Source organism: Bacillus sp. EB V-12, assembly GCF_056158125.1.
The window spans coordinates 138,133-152,062 of record NZ_JBUXJL010000006.1 but is presented as its reverse complement, the minus strand read 5'-3'; the positions used below and the strand labels follow the sequence as shown (position 1 = coordinate 152,062).

The window sequence follows — 13,930 nt, the reverse complement described above, 5'->3', positions numbered from 1 at the left end:
TAAATATAATTCGTTTTATGGAGAAAAGGAGGGGTTAATTGTATGAATATTTTAGAGCAATTTATTTCATCAACAAATACAATTCTTTGGTCATATATTCTTATTGCGATGTTAATTGGTTTAGGTCTTTATTTTTCTATTAAATTGAAATTCGTACAAATTACTCATTTAGGGGAAATGGTTCGACTAATGAGTGATGGATTAACTGGAAAGACGCGTAAAAAAGGTAGTGTATCTTCTTTCCAAGCGTTTTGTATGAGTTCAGCAGCTCGTATTGGTATCGGTAACTTAGCTGGTGTAGCATTAGCTATATCTATGGGAGGACCTGGAGCTGTATTTTGGATGTGGGTTATTGCGATTATCGGGGCTTCTTCAAGTTTCGTAGAAAGTACGCTTGCCCAAATTTATAAAGTAAAAGATGGCAGTGGCTTCCGTGGTGGTCCTGCTTATTATATGGAAAAAGGTTTAAATAAACGTTGGATGGGAATTTGGTTTTCTATCCTTATTACAGTTAGTTACGGTTTAATTTTTAACTCAGTACAAGCGAATACAGTAACATTAGCGTTTGAAAATGCATTTGGTTTAGAGCGTTATATTGTTGGTATTGTATTAGCTGCATTAGTTGCGGTTATTATTTTTGGTGGTGTAAAAAGTATTGCACGTATGTCGGAAATGATTGTTCCGCCAATGGCGCTTGTTTATATTGCGGTAGCTATTTTTGTTGTCATTAAAAACTTCTATTTAATACCAGATGTGTTTACGGAAATCTTTAAAGGTGCATTCGGTTTAGATTCAGCTGTAGGTGGCGGTATCGGTGCTGCGATGAAATATGGTATTCAGCGCGGATTATTTGCGAACGAAGCAGGTATGGGTAGTGCGCCGAACGCGGCAGCAACAGCTGATGTAACGCATCCAGCAAAACAAGGTTTTATTCAAACGATCGGCGTTTTAGTAGATACATTCTTAGTATGTACATCAACAGCATTTATCGTACTATGTTCTGGTGCATATAAAGCAACAAATTTAGAAGGTATTGAATTAACGCAAAATGCATTAAGCTCACAAATCGGCCCATGGGCAAGTAGCTTCTTAGCGATTATTATTTTCTTATTTGCATTTAGTTCTCTTTTAGGAAACTACTATTATGGTGAAACAAATATTGAATTTATTAAGCAAAGCAAAACGTGGTTAACAATTTACCGTATTGCGGTAGTTGGAATGGTATTATTCGGTTCTGTTGCGACGCTTCAAGTTGTATGGAATATGGCAGACTTATTTATGGGTCTAATGGTAATCACGAACTTAATTGCGATTACACTTCTTGGCCGATTTGCGTACGCGGCATTAACAGACTATGTAAGGCAAAAGAAACAAGGGAAAGATCCAGTCTTCAGTGCAGATTCTATTCCTGGTTTAACGAATACAGAGTGCTGGGATAAGCCAGTGGTAACAGATAAAGAAAAAGCAGTGTAATTGAAAAGGCGAGCATCGAGGTAAATTCGATGCTCGCCTTTTTTGTTGTAGTAAATGATGAAAAGGGTGAGAGGTAATTATTAATATGACTTTTTTGTTTGTTTCTCTCGTTATTTGTGGGGAACGTACTGTTTTAAAAGTATGGCTGGTCGAATAGGATAAGTTATTAAGTATTGGATAAATGCATGTAATGGCTATATTTTCATGTGAAAAAACACGTATGTTAAAAGAGTTAACGTACTGATGTTATAAAACCTAACATAAAGTTCTTGATTACTAAAAGTTTTTAGAATATAATTTTCTTATTGTTAGGAAGAGGGGGCAATGCAATTATGGATTTTTTAGCTAAGGTAATTGGGGATATAAATAATATCCTTTGGTCATATATCATTATTGCGATGTTAATTGGGTTAGGGCTCTATTTTTCATTTCGTGTGAAATTTGTCCAAGTTCGTTACTTCGGTGAAATGATTCGTTTGCTTGGGGATGGAGCAAGCTCGAAAACGAGGAAAGCGCAAAAAGAGAAGAGCGGCGTATCATCATTCCAAGCGTTTTGTATGAGTACAGCTTCTCGTGTAGGTACTGGTAACTTAGCTGGTGTAGCTATTGCGATCTCAGCAGGTGGTCCAGGAGCAGTATTTTGGATGTGGTTAATCGCGGTAATTGGGGGTGCTTCTGCATTTGTAGAGAGCACATTAGCGCAAATTTATAAAGTAAAAGATGGGAATGCATTCCGTGGGGGCCCAGCGTATTATATGGAAAAGGGTTTAAAGAAACGCTGGTTAGGTGTTGTGTTCTCTGTTCTAATAACAGTAAGTTTCGGATTGATTTTTAACGCTGTACAGTCTAATACTGTAGCGGCTGCCTTTGATGGGGCGTTCAAAACAGATAGTAGATTAGTAGGTCTTGTTATGGCTGGTTTACTTGCAGTTATTATTTTCGGTGGAGTAAAACGAATTGCTCGCGCGGTTGAAATGATTGTTCCAGTAATGGCAATTATTTATGTAGCAGTGGCATTATTCGTTGTTGTAACAAACATTACGGCAATTCCATATGTATTTAAAGAAATTTTCTTACATGCTTTCGGAATTAAAGAAGTAGTAGGCGGAGGATTAGGAGCTGCGATTTTATTAGGGGTAAAACGTGGGTTATTCTCAAATGAAGCAGGTATGGGTAGTGCGCCGAACGCAGCAGCGACTGCAAACGTAACGCACCCAGTTAAACAAGGTTTCATTCAAACTTTAGGGGTATTTACTGATACATTATTAATTTGTAGTTGTACAGCATTTATTATTCTTTTATCAGATGTGCATAATGCAGCTGATTTAAACGGAATTCAATTAACGCAGCAGGCGTTAAGTCAACATATCGGTCCATGGGCTTCTATATTTGTAGCAGTGGCAATCTTCTTGTTTGCGTTCAGTTCATTAGTAGGTAACTACTACTATGGTGAAACAAATATTGAATTCTTAAATGGAAGTAAAGTGCTATTAAATGCATACCGCATTGCTGTACTTGGTATGGTTATGCTAGGATCTGTAGCGACAATTCAAATCGTTTGGGATTTAGCAGATTTATTTATGGGAATTATGGCTGTTATTAACTTAGTAGCAATTGTATTCCTTTCTAAGTATGCTTTCGCAGCGTTATCAGATTATATTAAGCAAAAGAAGCAAGGGAAAGATCCAGTCTTTTATGCGGAGTCTATTCCAGGTTTGAACAATACAGAGTGTTGGGATAATCCAGCGGTAGCTGATAAAGAAAAAGCAGTATAATGAGGTGAGCATCAAGTGAAACTTGATGCTCATTTTTTGTTGGTTCAGCTATTTGTGTGAAGTGAAACTCCTGATCATTAAAGTTTCGCTTTATAATGAAAAAGACGAACATTCATGAATGTTTCATAATAAAATGTATTTTTTTAAGAAAAGTGCGGATATGAGTTGTGATTTATGTTAGAATGGAAAATGCCTTTGAAATAAGAGGTTTTATGATCTTTCCTATCCGATTGAAGATTTTGGAGGAGAAATGGAAAGTTCGGATTATTTCTTGTTTTGAATGGTCAGACGTTCAACGTTAATGAAGAGTTAAATGGAGGATTTTATTAATGAAGTTTGTTATGTTCCTTGTAGGATTACTCGTTGTATTTGTACTCGGTTTTCTTATAAGTGCCGATCGAAAGAAGATTAAGTATAAACCAATCGCAATTATGCTTATTATTCAGCTAGCATTATCTTATTTCTTATTAAATACGCAAGTTGGTTATATTTTAGTAAAAGGAATTTCAGATGGATTTGGCGCACTTCTTGGATATGCGGAAGCTGGAATCGTTTTCGTATTTGGTGGTCTTGTTAATAAAGGAGAGGTTTCATTCTTCTTAACAGCGTTATTACCAATCGTATTCTTTGCGGTTTTAATCGGAATTCTGCAACACTTTAAAATTTTACCGATATTTATTCGTGCTATTGGTACGTTGTTAAGCAAAGTAAATGGTCTAGGAAAACTAGAATCATATAACGCAGTAGCAGCTGCCATTGTTGGACAAGCAGAAGTATTTATTACAGTAAAAGATCAATTAAGTAAAATCCCAAAACATCGTTTATATACATTATGTGCATCTTCTATGTCGACAGTGTCGATGTCAATCGTTGGTTCTTATATGAAAATGATCGAACCGAAATATGTAGTAACAGCACTTGTATTAAATTTATTTAGTGGTTTCATTATCATTCATATTATTAACCCGTACGATATTACAGAAGAAGAAGATACACTGAAATTAGAAAATAAGAAAAAACAATCATTCTTTGAAATGCTGAGCGAGTACATTATGCTTGGTTTCACGATTGCGATTACAGTAGCAGCGATGTTACTCGGTTTCGTAGCATTAATTACAGCAATCAATAGCTTGTTTGATACAATGTTCGGTATTACATTCCAAGCTATTTTAGGATATATTTTCTCACCATTAGCATTCGTAATGGGCATCCCGCAAGCAGAAATGGTAACAGCGGGACAAATTATGGCAACAAAATTAGTATCAAACGAGTTTGTTGCGATGCTTGACCTTGGAAAAGTAGCTGGTGATTTATCGGCTCGTACGGTTGGTATTCTTTCTGTATTCCTTGTATCATTTGCGAACTTCTCATCTATCGGAATTATCGCAGGTGCAACGAAAGGTATCGATGAAAATCAATCAAATGTTGTATCATCATTCGGTTTACGCCTTGTGTACGGTGCGACGTTAGTAAGTATTCTATCAGCGATTATCGTTGGTGTTATGTTATAAAAAAAGGATGGCTCTAGCTCATAGCTAGGGCTATTTTTTTTATGGTAAATTTGCATGAAAAAACCAATTAATTAGGAATATATTAACATATAAAAATCTTTTAAAATTTATATTGCATTTCACCTAGATAACGCTTACAATTTGATTTGTAGGTGGTATCAATTTCAGACTTTCAAGTATGGTAGGAGAGAAGAAGCTACCTTTTATAAATTGCAATTTATGTAAACGCTTACTGATTTTAGATGACAGTTGAATAGTTTTAGGGGTTTTAAATTTTTTTAACAACAATGGTCAGACGTCATTCGTTATACGTTATACGACCAATAATTCGTGGGAGAAGTGGGGGATTCACATATGAAGTTCGTAATGTTTCTAGTCGGTTTACTTGTAGTGTTTGTACTAGGTTTCCTTATCAGTTCAGATCGTAAGAAGATTAAATATAAACCAATTGCACTTATGCTTGTTATTCAATTGGTACTTGCGTATTTCTTACTAAATACAAAGGTCGGATTTGTATTAGTAAAAGGGATCGCAGATGGATTTGGTTCTATTTTAAAATTTGCGGAAGCTGGGGTTAATTTCGTATTTGGTGGTCTAGCAAACGATGGACAAGCACCATTCTTCTTAACAGTATTATTACCGATTATTTTCTTAGCAGTATTAATCGGGATCCTGCAACATATTAAAGTTTTACCGATTATCATTCGTGCAGTCGGTTTCCTATTAAGTAAAGTTAACGGTTTAGGAAAACTAGAATCATATAATGCGGTAGCAGCTGCAATCGTTGGTCAAGGGGAAGTATTCATTACAGTAAAAGATCAACTAAGCAAATTACCGAAAAATCGTTTATACACACTTTGTGCATCTTCAATGTCTACAGTATCGATGTCAATCGTCGGTTCTTATATGAAAATGATTGATCCAAAATATGTAGTAACAGCACTTGTATTAAACTTATTCAGTGGATTCATTATCGTTCATATCATTAATCCATATGAAGTAAAAGAAGAAGACGATATTTTAGAATTACAAGAAGACAAGAAACAAACATTCTTTGAAATGTTAGGCGAATATATTATGCTTGGTTTTTCAATCGCTGTAACAGTAGCGGCGATGTTAATCGGTTTCGTAGCATTAATTACAGCAATTAACGGTGTATTTGATTCAATTTTCGGAATCACATTCCAAAGCATTTTAGGATACATCTTCTCACCATTAGCATTTGTAATGGGTATTCCAACATCAGAGATGCTACAAGCAGGACAAATTATGGCAACAAAATTAGTAACGAACGAATTCGTTGCAATGCTTGATCTTGGTAAAGTAGCTGGTGATTTATCAGCTCGTACAGTAGGTATTTTATCTATCTTCCTTGTATCATTTGCGAACTTCTCATCTATCGGAATTATCGCAGGTGCAACGAAGAGTATCGATGGCAAACAAGCAAACGTTGTATCATCATTCGGTTTAAAACTTGTATACGGTGCAACGTTAGTAAGTATATTATCAGCGATTATCGTTGGGGTTATGCTTTAATAAATAATAAAGAAGTCGTTTATCTCTCGCTTAGAGGGATGAACGACTTTTTTGTTTTTGTATGATAAATAATATAGAGAGGAGGAATTAGGTTGAAAGAACAGGGTATTTTAAAGGAACTTGATGAGGTTATAGATAACATTAATCATTTAACTGGAGAAGATGCTAGAGCATTTTTGAAATTTACACATGGGTACTTAAACATAGTAGAAGAGGGAGAGGGTACTTTTACTCATAGTGATTTTGTTGAAAAGGTTGCAGGGCTTTATAAGAAGGATATGGCTAAGGTTATTGAGCTTAGAAAAGAACAAATTAAAAAATCACCTTAATCCATTCATTAAGGTGATTAAAAGTATTATTCAGCTGGAGGCGTAAATGTACGTTTCTCTAATTCAGCATCTAGCATAAACAGTGCGTTTGAATCGCTTGTAATACGTTTTAATTTTTGAATGATGCTATCGAATGAAGCTTCTTCTTCAACTTGTTCGTCAACGAACCATTTTAAGAATGTAATTGTTGCATGTTCACGCTCGTCCCAAGCGATATCAGATAAGTTATAAATACGTTTCGTTACTTCACGCTCGTGCTCAAGTGCGACTTCAAAAGCGTTTAATACAGATTCGTATTCGTTATTCGGATTATCAAATCCAGTAATAATAGCGCGCTCTCCGCGGTCATTAATATAGTTGTAAAGCTTCATTGCGTGGAAACGTTCTTCTTCAGCTTGTACAAGGAAAAAGTTAGCGAATCCATCATAGCTCTCAGCTGTACAGTAAGCAGCCATTGCCATATAAGCATGGGCAGAATAAAATTCAAAGTTCATTTGTTCATTTAATGCGTCGTGCAATTTTTTTGATAACATAAAATCCCCCTTAGTATTGTGACAAGAATATTATACCATAATTGATAATATTCTCATTTAGATACTTCGAACCTTTTCGAAAGCTTTGTGACGTGTGCGTCCATAATGTCTTGTAAGTCTAAATCATATTTTTGCGAAAGAATAATAAGGTTAGATAGTACATCGCCAAGTTCTTCTTTTAGTTCTTGTTTTAGCTCTTCTTCTGTTTTCGCCTCTTCATCAGGGCGATCGCGGCCAATTTCAATAGCACGAACGACTCGTGAAACTTCCCCAACTTCCTCGGTTAAGAAATTTAAGCGAATAAAGGCATTATACTGTGACCAGCTTCGTTTTTCGTAAAATTCCTCAACCCATCTTTGAAATGCAACGATATCCATTTCTTCCTCATCTCCTCAATATGTTGTACAATGTTCATTGTATCATAACAATATATAGTTTCGGGGTGTAGGAATGAGAAAGATTTGTGTGTTTGCAGGTTCTAATTTAGGGGAGAGACCAGAATTCAAAGAGCAGGCAATTCAGTTAGGTAAAATGTTTGTTGAGAACGACTATGAGCTCGTATACGGTGGTTCATGTGTCGGATTAATGGGAGAAGTAGCAAACGAAGTTCTTCGTTTAGGTGGACGTGTAACAGGTGTTATGCCGCGCGGTCTATTTCGAGGAGAAATTGTACATACAGGATTAACAGAATTAATTGAAGTAGAAACAATGCACGAACGTAAAGCGAAAATGGCAGAGCTTGCGGATGCTTTTATCGCGCTTCCAGGCGGATACGGAACGTTTGAAGAACTATTTGAAGTTGTATGTTGGTCACAAATTGGTATACATAATAAGCCGGTTGGTTTATTAAACATAAAAGGTTTTTACGGACCAATTTTGCAAATGGTTGAACGTGCAGCGGAAGAAGGATTTATGAATCCATCGAATAAAGAATTGATCGTTTCAGCTGAGACAGCAGATAAACTAATTCATGCAATCCAAAATTATGAGCGTCCTGTTTTGGGAACGAAGTGGAAGCAACTATCATAGCAAATACGGAAACACATGTCGTTTTAATGTAAGACGGCATGTGTTTTTAATTTGGTTAAATATGTTAATGTTTAGATGTAATGTTTTTGGGAAAGGAGAAATAGATGGAGGAATTCGTATATTTACGTCCGGTTTTTAAAAGTATTTTAGCAGCATCTATTCTTGTTATGCTAATTGTTTTGAGACAGAAGAAAGAGTTGATTAATGAATTTTCGCTTTGGTTTATCTCGGTATTGTGTATCGGTGTTTCCGCGATAACGTTGTTTATGTCCGGATTTATCGTTGATGATTATAATCTAGGTGGAGATCCACAATCGTTTTGTATGTTTATTGCGATTGGTTGTATTAGCGGTCTGAATTTCATTATTTATTACAGAAGGCAATAAAAGAGGCATTCCATATTACTTTGGAATGCCTTTATCATTTTGATTGCTTTGTTTTTTATACAGGTACCAGCCACCCCAGCCGCCACCAATTGCTACGACAACGAGGAAAGCATAGTCCTTAACCTCGACACGTATATTGAAAATATTAGCTATAAGTAAGAGAATCCCAACTGTTATTAACGCAAAAAATGCTCTAATTAAGTAGTCTTTCAACTGAACCACTCCCGTCATTTAAGTAGTAAATGATGAATTTGGAAAAGCTAAAGGGTGTTTCCTATATTTTAACATAGATGAGATTGTAATATATTGATAAAAGTAAGGGAGAGGGGCGCTGATATTGTCGTGATTTGTCGGCAAATCGATATCCTTTGTCAAATCGTTGATATATTGCGGGTAATGATCGATATAATGAAAAAATCGTTGATATATTGCGGGTAATGATCGATATAATGAAAAAATCGTTGATATATTGCGGGTAATGATCGATATAATGAAAAAATCGTTGATATATTGCGAGTTATGATCGATATATTTGAAAAATCGTTGATATAATTTCGTGTACCGTTAAGTGCGACCATTACATAAAAAAGCGACTCTAAACGAGCCGCTTCCGCTTTTAAATGATATCCAGCTCCAGCGGCTAGAATCTCCGGTCATTTCGCTCTCTCGCTCGAAGCAAAAAGCGCTTCAAGGTCGAGAGCTCCAATGCCCTGCGATTCTGAGCGAGCCGCTTCCGCTTTTAATTATTATTGATTCAAGAACGCACGTAGCATCCAAGCGTGTTTTTCTAGTTCTGTGTAGATGCCTAGTAGTAGGTCAGATGTCATTTCATCGTCAGAGTCTTGAGCGATTTCCATGCCTTTTTTCAGTTCGACTAGCATCATTTCGTAGTCTTTCATGATTGCTTCGACCATCCCTTCTGCAGTTTCTCCGTATGCTGCTTCTTGAATAGAAGATAGTTCTAAGTATTCTTTCATTGTTGCTACTGGTTTGCCGCCAATTGCTAAAATACGTTCTGCAATTTCATCGATGTGAGTAGCTGATTCTGTGTAAAGTTCTTCGAATTTCTCGTGTAATGTGAAGAATTGAGGTCCTTTTACGTACCAATGGAAGTTGTGAAGTTTTGTGAATAAAACGCTCCAGTCTGCTACTTGTTTGTTTAATACTTCGATTACTTGTTTGTTCATTATGATCAATCTCCTTTTGAGTTGTTATGTGATATCAATTACTAATTTATAATCATTATAATCTAGTAATCTCTATAAATCAACCCTTTTGCTGGAATTAATTTGAACAAATTATGAACTCTTGTAAATAAAAGGCCCTATTACGGTGAAGTAATAGGGCCTTTGTTTGAGATATGGCTCTTGTTCTAAACGAGCCGCTTGTGCTTTTAGTGATATCCAGCTCCGGTGACTAGACCAGTCGGTCATTTCGCGCCTTCCTGTGAGGCAAAGAACGCCTCTTCGTCAGGAGCTCCAATGCCCTCCTGTTCTGAGCAAGTCACCTCCGCTTTTAATTAATATCCAGCTCCGGTGACTAGACCAGTCGGTCATTTCGCGCCTTCCTGTGAGGCAAAGAACGCCTCTTCGTCAGGAGCTCCAATGCCCTCCTGTTCTGAGCAAGTCACCTCCGCTTTTAATTAATATCCAGCTCCGGTGACTAGACCAGTCGGTTGTTTCACTCCTTCATTTGAGGCAAAAAGCGCCTCAAATGAAGGAGTTCCAACACCCGACTGTTCTGAACGAGCCACTTCCGCTTTTATTTGTTAAACGGCTTTTTGTTTTTCTTCTACATCCTGCCCATCCCAGCACTCTGTATTCTTTAAGCCGGGGATAGAGTTTGCAACGAAGACAGGATCTTTTCCTTGTTTCTTTTGCTTCAAATAGTCTACTAATGCAGCGTAAGCAAATTTGCTAAGGAATGAGATGGCAATTAAGTTTGTGAATACCATTAGTCCCATGAATAAATCAGCTAAACTCCAAACTGTTTTAAGAGCAGCGATTGATCCGAAGAATACCATTCCGACAACTGCAACGCGATAAATCATTAGCCATGTTTTGCTTTCTTTAATGAATGCGATATTTGTTTCACCATAATAGTAGTTTCCTAGAAGTGAACTGAAAGCGAATAGGAAAATAATAATCGCTAAGAAAGTGCTTGCCCACGGTCCAATTTGTGAACTTAATGCGTTTTGTGTTAATTCGATACCTTCTAAATTTGATCCTTTGTAAAGCCCAGAACATAATACGATAAATGCTGTTGATGTACATACTAAGAATGTATCTACGAAAACGCCTAACGCTTGAACAAGCCCTTGTTTTACAGGGTGAGATACATCAGATGTTGCGGCTGCATTAGGAGAACTACCCATTCCCGCTTCTGTAGCGAATAAACCGCGCTGAATTCCGAACTTGATTGCTGCTCCAATACCACCAGCGATAGCTTGGTCTAAACCGAATGCACCGTTAAAGATTTCCATGAAAATGCTTGGTAACATATTGAAGTTTTTTATAACAACAAAAACAGCCACGCCGATATAAACGATTGCCATTGGCGGAACAATCATTTCTGTAATACGTGAAATGCTCTTAATGCCACCAAAAATAATAACTGCAACTAATAAAGCTAATAGAGCTCCTACGATCGTTCGCTCTAGTCCAAAAGCATTTTCAAATGCTATCGTTACTGTGTTTGCTTGTACAGAGTTGAAAATTAATCCGTACGCAACTGTAATAAGAAGTGAAAACCAAACACCCATCCAGCGTTTGTTTAACCCTTTTTCCATGTAATATGCTGGTCCACCACGGAACCTACTTCCATCTTTTACTTTATAAATTTGCGCAAGTGTACATTCTACAAAACTAGTAGCTGCTCCGATAATTGCGATAAACCACATCCAAAATATTGCGCCAGGTCCACCCATTGAAATTGCTAATGCTACACCAGCTAAGTTTCCGATACCGATACGTGCTGCTGCACTTAAGCAAAATGCTTGGAATGGTGAGATGCTATCTTTCTTTTTTTCTTTTCGATTAAACCCTTTACTAATTAAGCTGACCATCTCACTGAAATGAGTAATTTGGACAAATTTTAATTTAAAAGAGAAGTAAAGACCGAAGCCGATTAGCATTGCAATAAGAATATATGACCATAAAATATTATTCGTTACCTCAAGGAATCTGCTAAAGATATCAACCATATAATACACTTCCTTTTTTTCGTAATAAGAAAATTATATGCAAAAAATATACGAGAATCAATTTTTCTAAAAAATTATGTTACTTAAATCATTTTTGTGTTATGATTATGTTACATCGTAATATTTTTAGAATTGTTTACATTTTAAAAAACTAAATTTAAAGCGAGAAGGTGGGGATAATTTGAAAGAAAATTCTTTATGGAAAGTAAGCCTTGAGAGTTTGAAAATGAGAAGTAATATATTTTTTATCATTACATCTTTAAGTATCTTTTTAGGGTTCACTTATTATTACAATAAAAGATTTCCAAATCACAAATATCCTGAGTGGTTAGAATTTCTAAAGTTGATTGGATGAATAAAAGACAGAAAAACAGAAAATTAAAATAAACAAGTTATGGAGGAGCTAAAAATGAATATTAGAGAAAGTGAACTTCCAGGTATTGGTTATAAGTTTCAAATCGTTACGAAAGGTAACGAAAAGATGGTAATTGTCATTCATGATGATGGTCGTAGAGAAATGTATCATTTTGATTCAGATCATGAAGAAAGCATCTCAAGTATTTCACTACGTGACTCAGAGGCGAGACAAATCGCTGCAATATTAGGTGGAATGGTATATAAGCCTAGGGCGTTAGAAAATGTTGAGATGGTTTTTGAAGGTTTAGCGATTGAGTGGTTCAAAGTGGAGAATACAGCTCCAGCAATCGGAAAAACAATTGGCGATCTTGAAATAAGAAAAACATATAGCGTAACCATAATCGCAGTTATGAAGAAGAACATGAAGAAGCTATTTAATCCAGGACCAGAAACAGTAATTGAAGAAGGAGATATGCTTGTAGTTTCAGGTGAGAGAGAAGAAATAAAAAAAATCATTAATGAATTACTTTCAAATAGGGGGGACTGATTAGATGGATACGTTAATTTTTGAAGTTGGTACAGCTTTAGTTTTAGTGGCAATTGCAGCAGTAATTGCTGGAAAATTTAAATTCTCAGTAATTCCTTTTCTAATCGTTCTTGGAATGTTAGTAGGACCGCATGCACCGACAATAGGTGTTATCGATCTCAAATTTATTGAAAGTGCAAGTGTAATTTCCTTCCTTGGACGGATTGGGGTTCTATTCCTTCTATTCTATCTAGGATTAGAATTTTCAATGAAAAAACTAATTAAATCTGGACGCTCTATTGCGATTGGCGGAACGATTTATATTTTAATTAACTTTTCACTTGGTTTGTTATACGGATTTATAATGGGATTCCCATTACTAGAAATCTTAATTATTGCGGGTATTATTACGATTTCTTCTAGCGCTATCGTTGCTAAAGTGTTAGTGGACTTAAGAAGAACTGGTAATAATGAAACCGAATTAATTTTAGGAATTATTATGTTTGAAGATATATTCCTTGCTGTATATTTATCAGTTGTTTCTGGTTTAGTACTTGGAGATCACGCTTCCTTCTTAGGTGCCCTTACTTCAATTGGAATTGCTTTAGGATATATGCTTCTATTCTTTATAGTAGCTAGAAAGGCTACGCCGTTATTAAATAAATTGCTCAATATTAGCTCAGATGAAATCTTTATTATTGTAGTATTTGCTTCTTTATTCTTCATTGCTGGTTTTTCAGAAACAATTCACGTTGCAGAAGCAATTGGAGCACTTCTTCTAGGATTAGTTTTCTCTGAGACAGAGCATAGTGACCGAATTGAACATCTTGTTGTTCCATTTAGAGACTTTTTCGGAGCTATTTTCTTCTTCAGCTTCGGGTTAAGTATTGATCCGTTCTCATTAGGCGGAGCGATATGGTTAACGTTAGGTGCTGTCCTTCTTACGATAATCGGTAACTTTGTAGCAGGAATGATCGCAGGAAGACAAGCTGGATTATCTCATAAAGCATCAACAAATATCGGATTAACAATCGTTTCAAGAGGAGAGTTCTCCATCATTATGGCTAATATCGGTATCGCCGGTGGCTTAATGTCAGTACTGAAACCATTCTCAGCACTATACGTGCTTATACTATCCATTTTAGGCCCACTTCTGACAAAAGAGTCGAAGAATGTATATAAATTCTTAAATAAAATCTTTAAGTGGGATACGAAGACTAACTAAATTGAAAAAAATAAAAGTACAAGATATTTCCTGCTTGTACTTTTATTT

Annotated in this window: 14 protein-coding genes; 9 read left to right on the top strand and 5 right to left on the bottom strand. The window is 36.0% G+C overall.

Annotated features, from left to right (window positions below; translation table 11 throughout):
- The first annotated feature begins 42 nt into the window (after positions 1-42).
- The 5 genes from ACZDYH_RS19760 (at position 43) to ACZDYH_RS19740 (ending at position 6,624) form a co-directional block, all read left to right on the top strand.
- Positions 43-1,473, top strand: a complete 1,431-nt coding sequence (locus ACZDYH_RS19760) for an alanine/glycine:cation symporter family protein (protein WP_001022930.1) — start codon at positions 43-45, stop codon at positions 1,471-1,473.
- 332 nt (positions 1,474-1,805) lie between these two features.
- Positions 1,806-3,248, top strand: a complete 1,443-nt coding sequence (locus ACZDYH_RS19755; protein ID WP_434713072.1) for an alanine/glycine:cation symporter family protein — start codon at positions 1,806-1,808, stop codon at positions 3,246-3,248.
- A 329-nt stretch (positions 3,249-3,577) separates the two neighbouring features.
- A complete protein-coding gene (locus tag ACZDYH_RS19750) occupies positions 3,578-4,759 on the top strand; it encodes a NupC/NupG family nucleoside CNT transporter (RefSeq protein ID WP_000673841.1) in 1,182 nt (393 codons plus the stop codon).
- A 354-nt stretch (positions 4,760-5,113) separates the two neighbouring features.
- Complete coding sequence (locus ACZDYH_RS19745; RefSeq protein WP_053563400.1) at positions 5,114-6,295, top strand: NupC/NupG family nucleoside CNT transporter; 1,182 nt, start codon at positions 5,114-5,116, stop codon at positions 6,293-6,295.
- Between the two features lie 92 nt (positions 6,296-6,387).
- Positions 6,388-6,624 (top strand): hypothetical protein, encoded by a 237-nt coding sequence (locus ACZDYH_RS19740; protein ID WP_000662911.1) that lies wholly within the window; start codon positions 6,388-6,390, stop codon positions 6,622-6,624.
- Positions 6,625-6,650: 26 nt separating this feature from the next.
- On the opposite strand, the gene ACZDYH_RS19735 is transcribed toward ACZDYH_RS19740, so the two are convergent.
- Both ACZDYH_RS19735 and ACZDYH_RS19730 read right to left on the bottom strand, forming a co-directional pair.
- Positions 6,651-7,157 (bottom strand): ferritin, encoded by a 507-nt coding sequence (locus ACZDYH_RS19735; RefSeq protein ID WP_000949403.1) that lies wholly within the window; start codon positions 7,155-7,157, stop codon positions 6,651-6,653.
- A gap of 53 nt (positions 7,158-7,210) precedes the next feature.
- Positions 7,211-7,534 carry a MazG nucleotide pyrophosphohydrolase domain-containing protein gene (locus tag ACZDYH_RS19730; protein ID WP_000355758.1) on the bottom strand — a complete coding sequence of 108 codons (324 nt, stop codon included), beginning with the start codon at positions 7,532-7,534 and terminating at the stop codon, positions 7,211-7,213.
- Positions 7,535-7,607: 73 nt separating this feature from the next.
- Here ACZDYH_RS19730 and ACZDYH_RS19725 point away from each other — a divergent pair, with 73 nt between their 5' ends.
- Together ACZDYH_RS19725 and ACZDYH_RS19720 are read left to right on the top strand one after the other, a co-directional pair.
- Entirely contained in the window at positions 7,608-8,186 is a 579-nt protein-coding gene (locus ACZDYH_RS19725; protein ID WP_001225751.1) for an LOG family protein, read from the top strand.
- Between the two features lie 104 nt (positions 8,187-8,290).
- Entirely contained in the window at positions 8,291-8,572 is a 282-nt protein-coding gene (locus ACZDYH_RS19720) for a hypothetical protein (protein WP_000390909.1), read from the top strand.
- A gap of 15 nt (positions 8,573-8,587) precedes the next feature.
- Here the strand turns inward: ACZDYH_RS19720 and ACZDYH_RS19715 are convergent, their stop codons facing one another.
- From ACZDYH_RS19715 to ACZDYH_RS19705, 3 genes are all read right to left on the bottom strand, one after another.
- Positions 8,588-8,785 (bottom strand): hypothetical protein, encoded by a 198-nt coding sequence (locus ACZDYH_RS19715; protein WP_000656312.1) that lies wholly within the window; start codon positions 8,783-8,785, stop codon positions 8,588-8,590.
- A gap of 533 nt (positions 8,786-9,318) precedes the next feature.
- On the bottom strand, positions 9,319-9,759 hold the full coding sequence (locus ACZDYH_RS19710; protein WP_001041895.1) for a Dps family protein: 441 nt from the start codon (positions 9,757-9,759) through the stop codon (positions 9,319-9,321).
- A 581-nt stretch (positions 9,760-10,340) separates the two neighbouring features.
- A complete protein-coding gene (locus ACZDYH_RS19705; RefSeq protein ID WP_434713065.1) occupies positions 10,341-11,774 on the bottom strand; it encodes an alanine/glycine:cation symporter family protein in 1,434 nt (477 codons plus the stop codon).
- A 409-nt stretch (positions 11,775-12,183) separates the two neighbouring features.
- Between ACZDYH_RS19705 and ACZDYH_RS19700 the strand changes: the two genes are divergently transcribed.
- Together ACZDYH_RS19700 and ACZDYH_RS19695 are read left to right on the top strand one after the other, a co-directional pair.
- A complete protein-coding gene (locus ACZDYH_RS19700; protein WP_001026075.1) occupies positions 12,184-12,678 on the top strand; it encodes a cation:proton antiporter regulatory subunit in 495 nt (164 codons plus the stop codon).
- Between the two features lie 4 nt (positions 12,679-12,682).
- Entirely contained in the window at positions 12,683-13,882 is a 1,200-nt protein-coding gene (locus tag ACZDYH_RS19695) for a cation:proton antiporter (protein WP_000380223.1), read from the top strand.
- The last annotated feature ends 48 nt before the right edge of the window (positions 13,883-13,930 follow it).

Bases quoted from the DNA above. Each gene is read 5' to 3' on its own strand.
- ACZDYH_RS19760 (WP_001022930.1), top strand. From the start codon at position 43: ATGAATATTTTAGAGCAATTTATTTCATCAACAAATACAATTCTTTGG.
- ACZDYH_RS19755 (WP_434713072.1), top strand. From the start codon at position 1,806: ATGGATTTTTTAGCTAAGGTAATTGGGGATATAAATAATATCCTTTGG.
- ACZDYH_RS19750 (WP_000673841.1), top strand. From the start codon at position 3,578: ATGAAGTTTGTTATGTTCCTTGTAGGATTACTCGTTGTATTTGTACTC.
- ACZDYH_RS19745 (WP_053563400.1), top strand. From the start codon at position 5,114: ATGAAGTTCGTAATGTTTCTAGTCGGTTTACTTGTAGTGTTTGTACTA.
- ACZDYH_RS19735 (WP_000949403.1), bottom strand. From the start codon at position 7,157: ATGTTATCAAAAAAATTGCACGACGCATTAAATGAACAAATGAACTTT.
- ACZDYH_RS19730 (WP_000355758.1), bottom strand. From the start codon at position 7,534: ATGGATATCGTTGCATTTCAAAGATGGGTTGAGGAATTTTACGAAAAA.
- ACZDYH_RS19725 (WP_001225751.1), top strand. From the start codon at position 7,608: ATGAGAAAGATTTGTGTGTTTGCAGGTTCTAATTTAGGGGAGAGACCA.
- ACZDYH_RS19720 (WP_000390909.1), top strand. From the start codon at position 8,291: ATGGAGGAATTCGTATATTTACGTCCGGTTTTTAAAAGTATTTTAGCA.
- ACZDYH_RS19710 (WP_001041895.1), bottom strand. From the start codon at position 9,759: ATGAACAAACAAGTAATCGAAGTATTAAACAAACAAGTAGCAGACTGG.
- ACZDYH_RS19705 (WP_434713065.1), bottom strand. From the start codon at position 11,774: ATGGTTGATATCTTTAGCAGATTCCTTGAGGTAACGAATAATATTTTA.
- ACZDYH_RS19700 (WP_001026075.1), top strand. From the start codon at position 12,184: ATGAATATTAGAGAAAGTGAACTTCCAGGTATTGGTTATAAGTTTCAA.
- ACZDYH_RS19695 (WP_000380223.1), top strand. From the start codon at position 12,683: ATGGATACGTTAATTTTTGAAGTTGGTACAGCTTTAGTTTTAGTGGCA.